This is a genomic window from Carnobacterium sp. 1290_CSPC, from assembly GCF_001053265.1.
In the GTDB taxonomy this organism is placed as follows: Bacteria; Bacillota; Bacilli; order Lactobacillales; family Aerococcaceae; genus Aerococcus; species Aerococcus urinaeequi.
The window spans coordinates 1-8,057 of sequence record NZ_JVVG01000103.1 but is presented as its reverse complement, the minus strand read 5'-3'; the positions used below and the strand labels follow the sequence as shown (position 1 = coordinate 8,057).

8 protein-coding genes are annotated in these 8,057 nt (G+C 28.6%); 2 read left to right on the top strand and 6 right to left on the bottom strand.

What is annotated here, in order from left to right; all coding sequences use genetic code 11:
- From AC973_RS08680 to AC973_RS08665, 4 genes are all read right to left on the bottom strand, one after another.
- Window positions 1-221, bottom strand: a 221-nt coding sequence (locus AC973_RS08680; protein ID WP_048729643.1) for a hypothetical protein, incomplete at its 3' end; no start/stop codon positions are given.
- Between the two features lie 93 nt (window positions 222-314).
- Window positions 315-1,376 (bottom strand): replication initiator protein A, encoded by a 1,062-nt coding sequence (locus AC973_RS08675; protein WP_048729642.1) that lies wholly within the window; start codon window positions 1,374-1,376, stop codon window positions 315-317.
- Between the two features lie 384 nt (window positions 1,377-1,760).
- Entirely contained in the window at window positions 1,761-1,946 is a 186-nt protein-coding gene (locus AC973_RS08670) for a hypothetical protein (protein ID WP_048729641.1), read from the bottom strand.
- A gap of 27 nt (window positions 1,947-1,973) precedes the next feature.
- The gene (locus tag AC973_RS08665) at window positions 1,974-2,747 is read right to left on the bottom strand and encodes a ParA family protein (protein ID WP_048729640.1); all 774 of its coding nucleotides are present in this window, start codon (window positions 2,745-2,747) and stop codon (window positions 1,974-1,976) included.
- 223 nt (window positions 2,748-2,970) lie between these two features.
- Between AC973_RS08665 and AC973_RS08660 the strand changes: the two genes are divergently transcribed.
- The gene (locus tag AC973_RS08660; protein ID WP_048729638.1) at window positions 2,971-5,733 is read left to right on the top strand and encodes a DNA methyltransferase; all 2,763 of its coding nucleotides are present in this window, start codon (window positions 2,971-2,973) and stop codon (window positions 5,731-5,733) included.
- A gap of 13 nt (window positions 5,734-5,746) precedes the next feature.
- The gene (locus tag AC973_RS08655; RefSeq protein ID WP_048729636.1) at window positions 5,747-6,448 is read left to right on the top strand and encodes a hypothetical protein; all 702 of its coding nucleotides are present in this window, start codon (window positions 5,747-5,749) and stop codon (window positions 6,446-6,448) included.
- A gap of 174 nt (window positions 6,449-6,622) precedes the next feature.
- On the opposite strand, the gene AC973_RS08650 is transcribed toward AC973_RS08655, so the two are convergent.
- Complete coding sequence (locus AC973_RS08650; RefSeq protein ID WP_048729635.1) at window positions 6,623-7,180, bottom strand: recombinase family protein; 558 nt, start codon at window positions 7,178-7,180, stop codon at window positions 6,623-6,625.
- 5 nt (window positions 7,181-7,185) lie between these two features.
- The gene (locus AC973_RS08645) at window positions 7,186-7,821 is read right to left on the bottom strand and encodes a hypothetical protein (RefSeq protein ID WP_048729632.1); all 636 of its coding nucleotides are present in this window, start codon (window positions 7,819-7,821) and stop codon (window positions 7,186-7,188) included.
- Window positions 7,822-8,057 lie beyond the last annotated feature (236 nt).

Here is an 8,057-nt window from a genome sequence, read left to right as displayed (position 1 = left end):
AATGAGATATTTTCAGTTTCTGTATCGTAATACACTAAAGCGAATGCTGGCTCATTAAAGCCGTCTACAAATAAACTTTCATCTTCCGCCTCTTTTAATGCACTTTCATATATATAAATTTCATCATCAGGAACACTCAAAGTGATATTATTTTGGGTTTCAGGATTATATAAAGTGATTTGGTTTCCTTCAATTTTTTCTATTAAACATAATACTCTCATATTTGCTCTCCTTTGCGTTTTAAGCGACTGTATTAACATAAACATTCCTTGCGTTTTAAATCGCCTTAAAACGCAAGTATTTGCTTTTAATGACTATCCTAGCCACTTATCTAGTGGTACTGGTGGTAAGTCCGTATTATTTTCTTGTTGATTTTCTGCATAGTCCTTAAAGACATTCTTTAAAGAAACATAAAGATAGTTATTGATATTTTTCGTTTTTCCTTGCTTGAATTGGATAATAACACGCTTAAAGGTACTTGCGAGTTCATCATGTAATGCTGCTTTTTCGTACGGATTGATTTTAATACTAGTATCTTTTTCTGCTGATTTCCAACCAAAGTAAAATTTATCAATATAGACTTTAAATTGTTCTAACTCATTAAAACTGTAATTTCTTACTAGTTGAATTGTTTTATCTCCATAAGCAGAAACCAATTTATTTTCTTCAACGTACTGTTCAATAAGTTCTTGCTCGGTAGCTTTTTCGTGTTTAGAAAATTGATTGATAATTTGTTGATTTTGAGAATCAGCCTGATCTTTATCATCTTTATTATCTTTATAATTATTATATTTATATTGATTTACTGCATTTTTCGCAGTTCCGCTTGTATCAAGGGTTTTACCCTCGTTATATCGGACTGCATTTTTTGCAGTTCCGCTTGTATCAAGGGTTTTACTCTCGTTATATCGGACTGCATTTTTTGCAGTTCCGCTTGTATCAAGGGTTTTGTTCTCATTTCTTTTATTATTTTCCATATTTTGATAAGCATAAACTTCATACGCTTCAACTTCTAAATCTGCTAAATAAAGCCGATTAGGTTCATTTTTCTTTTTCTTTGGATTGAACCCTTGATAAGTTTGTAATAATAAGTCTTTATCTGTAAGTTCTTTTTTTATCTTTATCACTTTATGTTCAGAACAATTTAGTAGTGCTTGCAACTCTTTATTCGTATAAATGAAATAGACATGTCCTGCTTCATCTATCCAATTATTTTGAATGGAATACTGCAAACGATCTTTAAAGACCATATAAGCGATTTTAGCGCTATCTGAAAGGTCTTTATATCTATCACTGTATAAAAATACCTTTGGAAATTGGAGGTAAAGTTCTCTGTATGCTTTATTTGCCGAAAAATAATTAAAATTTGTCATCATAAATAGTCCCTTCTTGTTATCTCACCCTGCGGTTAGTAATCAAGAAAGGACTTTAATAGTTTATTTACTTTACAATCAGTAAGTATTTGTTTATACTTATCTTTGTAAACTTAATAAAAAGTTCTTTCTCAACTACTGGTTTGCCGACCTTGGGAGTTGAGAATTTTTTATACAAGGGGTAGGTTGATTATCAATCTATCCCTTTTTTTATTTTGTTTTGGATAGTTTTTATCTTAACATAGAATATTTATAAATATATAAAAACCTAGAAAAAAATAATTACATCCAATGCTGATACTTTGGTTTTTACACCATTTCAACACTACAACATTACAACATTACAACATTACTACGATGAAACAAGTCGAAATTTCTAATTATAATTTATTGTATATCCAGCATTTCATCTATAATTTCTCTAATAGATTTGTCCTCTTTAGCAGATTGTAATCTTAATTTTTTATGAGCTTTCTCACTAACTCTTATTCCCTTTAGAACGGTTTTTTTTGCTTCATTTTTATCTTTTGGGTTTTCTCTGCCAACGTTTGTACCAAAACCTTTTTTATCCATATATATATTCCTTTCATTTTTAAAATATTACTTAAGTGATTCAATCTTATCTAGAATTTCATCTACTACATCTTCATACATTTCTAAAGTTTTTTTATCATATGGTTTATCTTCTGTTATTCCAAAGTCAGTCCATGTTTTTACTCTATCAGAATGTTTAACTGTATGATTAAATAATTCACTGCCAAATACTTCTTGATATTTGATTAAATATCGTTTATCGGTTGAACTATTTCCAACTAGATAAGGTAAAACGCCCAGTAACTCAAAATCGGTTTTATCAGACATAGAAATTAAATAATCATAATATTTTTTTGTACTCTCAAAAGCCATAGAAACAGTTTGAGTTGTTATAATTACATAGTCGGTGACATTTATTACATTATCCATGACTAAATTGATATAAGGAGAGGTATCAATAATAATATAGTCATAATCTTTAATTATGGGTTCTATTACAATTGATAAAATATTTTGCAATTGAGATTGCTTATATTGTTTATTCGCTTCTGTTTCAAACTCAGTCATTTTCCAATCTCCTGCAAGTAAATCAAGTTGATCAGTGATAGGTTGGATATGCCCTTTAACAGGAAAATTATCAAAACAAGCATTAAAAATATTTTTATTTTCATCAACATTACTTTTGAAAGTTGTTGCAATACCAAACGTTAAATTTTCTTGTGGGTCGGTATCAATAGCAAGTACTTTGCTATTTTTGTGTTCTGTCAAAATATAACTTAATAATAGTGAAGTTGTTGTTTTACCAACACCACCTTTAAAATTACTAGGAGTAATAACCATAATGTACTTCCTTTCAATAATTGATAACTCAATTATAACGTAGCAATGTAGTAAATGCAACAAATAAACATTACTACATTGCAACGCAAAAATGAAGGAATTTTTACAAATATATCTTATATTGGTATATTGTTTTAATAATTATTCTATGTATTAATATATGCACATTTAATATACTAAATATTTTGTTATCACTAATAGTTAATAAATATGGGAGAAAATAATGAATCCAAAAGAAATAAAAAAAGCAGCTCGATTATTTGTTGAGCGTTGGCAGGATAAGGGAAGTGAACGTGCACATAGTCAATCATTTTGGCTTGACCTCTTAGGAAATGTTTACGGTATAGAAAATCCTGTCGAGTATATTAGTTTTGAACATTCATTTGATAACATGATGGATTCTACAAGTTTTTTAGATGGGTATATAGAAAAGACTAGTGTCCTGATTGAACAAAAAGGCGTAACAAAAGACTTAAATAAAGGTATCAAACAATCGGACGGCAGTTTTTTAACACCAATTCAACAAGCAACACGATATTCTGCGAGCTTACCTTATTCTAAAAGACCACGTTGGATTATTACATGTAATTTCAGAGAATTTTATATTTATGATATGGAAAAGCCAAATAGTATGCCCTCAACTATTCGTTTATTAGATTTACCAACTGAATATTATCGCTTAGAAATTTTACTAGATAAAACAAATACGCAAATCGAAAAAGAAACTGAAATATCTGTAAAAGCAGGGGAAATTATTGGAGAAATATATACTGAATTATTAAATCAGTATAAAAACCCTAACGACGAGAACACATTGAAAAGTATCAATCAATTATGTGTTCGATTAGTATTTTGTTTTTATGCAGAAGATGCAGGGCTATTTGGAAACCATAGTATGTTTCATGATTATTTATCACAACATGAAACAAGGTATTTTAGAACAGCTATAATCAGCTTATTTGAGGTGTTAAACACACCTATCAATGAACGTGATCCTTATATTGATGATTCATTAAATATATTCCCATATGTAAATGGAGGGCTATTTGAAGATACACATATTGAGATACCTCAGTTTACAGAGGAATTGCGTCAATTAATTTTAAAACATGCAAGTTCAGATTTTGATTGGTCGGAGATTAGTCCGACTATATTTGGAGGATTGTTTGAAAGTACTTTGAATCCTGAACAAAGACATGACGGAGGAATGCATTATACGTCAATAGAAAATATTCATAAAATAATTGACCCCTTATTTTTGAATGATTTGAAAGATGAATTAAATGAAATTAAACAATATAAACAATATTCAACAATTAAATCTAGAGCTTTAAAATTTCAAAATAAATTATCTAATCTAATATTTTTAGATCCTGCTTGTGGATCTGGAAACTTTTTGACTGAAACCTATCTTTCACTGCGTGAATTAGAAAATGAAGCCCTATCACTTATTATTGGGGATTCGCCTTTATTAGACATTGAAATAATTCCTATAAAGGTAAGAATTAATCAATTTTATGGTATTGAAATTAACGATTTTGCTGTTTCTGTTGCAAAGACTGCATTATGGATTGCCGAATCTCAAATGTTTGAAAAAACAGAAATATTAATCTATGCTAACGACGACTTCCTGCCTTTAAAATCATATGTAAATGTTGTTGAAGGTAATGCATTACAACTTGATTGGAATCAAATTATTGATGTAAATAAATTGAATTATGTTATCGGCAACCCCCCTTTTTTGGGATATAAGAAACAAAAAATAAATCAAAAAGAAGATTTAGAACCGCTATTTGGGAAAACTAAAGCGATTGATTATGTTGCAGGATGGTTTTATAAAGCTTCTCAATTTATAGAAAATACCGATGTAAAAGTTGCTTTTGTTTCAACTAGTTCTATATGCCAAGGGGAACAAGTTGAAAAAATATGGGGTGTTCTATTTAATCAATTTGATATAAAAATTGACTTTGCATATCAATCGTTCAAGTGGCAGAATGAAACGAAAAACTCTGCTGCGGTTCATTGTGTAATTGTAGGATTTAGTTATAAAACAACGGAAGTTAAAACTAAAGTTATTTATAGAAGTATTAATAGTTATACAATTGCACAAAATATTAATCCTTATTTATTAGATGCACCAACAATATTTATTAAAAATAGAACAAAACCTATAAGTAATGTAGAAATCATGAATTATGGGAGTGAACCTAGAGAGGGTGGAAATTTGATACTTAGTATGGATGAAAAAAATGCTCTTATCTCGGAATCGCCTTTTATGCAAAAATATATTCATAGATTTGTAAGTGCTAAGGATTATATTGATAATAAATATAGATATTGTTTATGGTTAGTTGATGCTGATTTATCCGAGATCAAAAAATCTAAGATTACAATGGATAGATTAAAAGCAACTAAAGAATTTAGATTACATAGCAAACAAAAACAAGCTTATAAATCGGCAGAAACACCATATTTATTTACTAGCATTAGACAACCAAAAACAGAATATTTACTTATCCCAATTACAACTTCTGAAAACAGAAAATATATTCCAATTGGGTATGTAGATAAAGATGTGATTGCAAGCAATGCTTGCAATACAATATCTAATGCTAGCTTGCATACGTTCGGAATCATGACGTCAAATATGCATATGGCATGGATGAGAACAATTGCAGGGCGATTGAAATCAGATTATAGATATTCATCTAGCATTGTATATAATAATTACCCATGGCCTAAAATGAATGATGAAACAAAGAATGAAATATCCGAAACGGCAAAAAAAATTTTAGATGTAAGAAAAAAATATAAAAATTCTACTTTAGGAGATTTATACAATGAATTAATTATGCCAGTAGAATTGAGAAAAGCACATCAAGAGAATGATAAAGCAGTGATGACTGCTTATGGATTGCCTATTGGTAAAACGACTGAAACTGATGCGGTATCTCATTTATTTAGATTATATGAAACAATGATTTAATAGGGAGATAAAAATGATTTCGATAGGACCTTATATTTATCAAGATGAAGATGATGTAATTAGTTCATTTAAGAACACTCTAAAACCAAAATATGGAGGGAAAAAAAGTAATAAATTCAGTGATTTTACTGATGATGATTTTGAAGAATATAGTTTCTTGATTTCATGGTTAAAAGAAAATAATTATCGTATTAAAGAGTTTCCTAATGTAATTCAAAATGAGGTAGATTTAAAAAGTTTTGCTTATGATAAAATTAGAAATTTATATTATAAACAAATAGGAGATAATAATAAATCAGTTACTTGGCAGGCAAGAAGAGATATTATAGAATCGTTGAATTTTATTAAATATAAAGATGCACCGGAATTTGAATTATCAGAGGATATAGAGGAAATTATAAAAAAAATATCAACTGGAGAAAAAAGTTTTTATGTAATGAAGATAGATGAAAAATTAGAGAACTTGAATAATGCTATTGAATATATTTTAAAAAAAGGGAAAAAATATCAAACAGTTGATGAGACTACATTTTATGGTTTTCTAAATGAAAATGATATAAAAAGATTTAGAAACGAAACCCAGGTATTTAGACACGCTTCACAAAAGACTATTGATGAAAGAAAAACATGGTCTGATGATAAGAAAATATACTATATTAGATTAGGAATTATCATGGTTACAAATATTTATAAGAAAGAGATAGAAGATCAATAAGTTAACAGAAAAGGCTCACAATAAGATTGTGGCCTTTTACTATAAGGAGAGTGGAAAAAGTTTAACTCTATTATAAGTATTTTGTACTAGTTTAGTTATGTTTTAAAAGGATTAAAATTGTAGTAATGTTGCAATTTAAACATCACTACATTTCTACATTACTACAATGCTACGTTAAATCTTATCCTGCTTCTTTTTATACCGCCATAAAGTTGACTTGCTAATGCCAGTCATTTCCTGTACTTGATTGTAGCTATACGTATTCAAGAGCGATAGGGCGTGTTGTATTTGTTGTTTCGAGTATTTTATTGGCCGGCCATCTTTAAAATTCGGATTATTTCTTGCAACCTCTTTTCCCTCCTGCGTGCGTTCCACAATTAAATCACGTTCAAAATCCGCAAATGCACTAAAGATAGTAAAGATTAAACGACCAGTAGGGGTATTCTCAATTTTCCCCATATTTAAAATATCAATCGTAATTTGATTTTCAAATAAATATTTAATTACTTTAAGTGCTTCTTGTGTACTTCTAGCTAATCTATCTAATTTGGTAATAACTAAAGTATCTCCCTTTTGAATGTCTTTCATTAACTTTTTAAAAGCAGGACGATCAGTCGATCGTCCTGAAATGGTTTCTTGATAAATTTTCTCGCAATGATGTGCTTTTAGTGTGTCAATTTGAATTTTTAAGTCTTGTTTTCGTGTGCTCACTCTTGCGTATCCGTATATCATAATGCTTACACCTCTTTCAATATTATTTGTTCTAAAGAAGCTTTTTCTGATTCATTGATGATTTCACTCGATTCTAAATTTATATAATCATCGATAGTTTCTTTTAAATTCTGGGTAATTTTCAAATAACATTTAGACTTACCTTTTTGCTCATTTAAAATTCTTTCAACAGGTACTGCTTTAGTGTTTGTAAAAGGGTATACATCGCTATGAAAGTAATGTATTAACTTTAAATAAGATAATGTGAACCCTGTTAAACGAAGGAGTTTTAATTTATTATCTGAATTAAAATCAGGTAATTCATTTTTTCTAAAATAGTTTAATCTTTTAATTTTATTATCAACAATTTCTATTAATTTTTGATGAAGGGCAGTTGCTTTTATTTGATTTTTTTCACCCGCACCTAAATTATCTTGTTTATCTAATTCTGCTTTATGAGCTTCTATAAGTTCGCTCACAGGTTTTATATAATATTCAAAAAATGCATTTTTTATTTTTTCAAAACTTTTTTTATTTTTGAAATCATTATATATTGACGTAAAAAATAGGGTTATTAAACTACCTAGTATTGTAAAAAGCATATTCCATATATTATTGACGGATACACTACTTAAAATTGACAGAAAGGTATATTTTAACATTTGATTTACCTCCTAAAATTACTTGATTTATGAATATAACTTATGAAACCATAAAAACCTTGATTTGACAACATTTAAAAAACGTATTCAGAAGTTATAAGTTATGAAACGATAGGAAAATATCAAATGAATATATCAGCTATAAAAGATATCCCCAATTAAGTCAATCTAGGCCCCTTTTATAATATTTTTTGAAACCGTTTCATTTGAAGTATGAATATATATATACTACCATT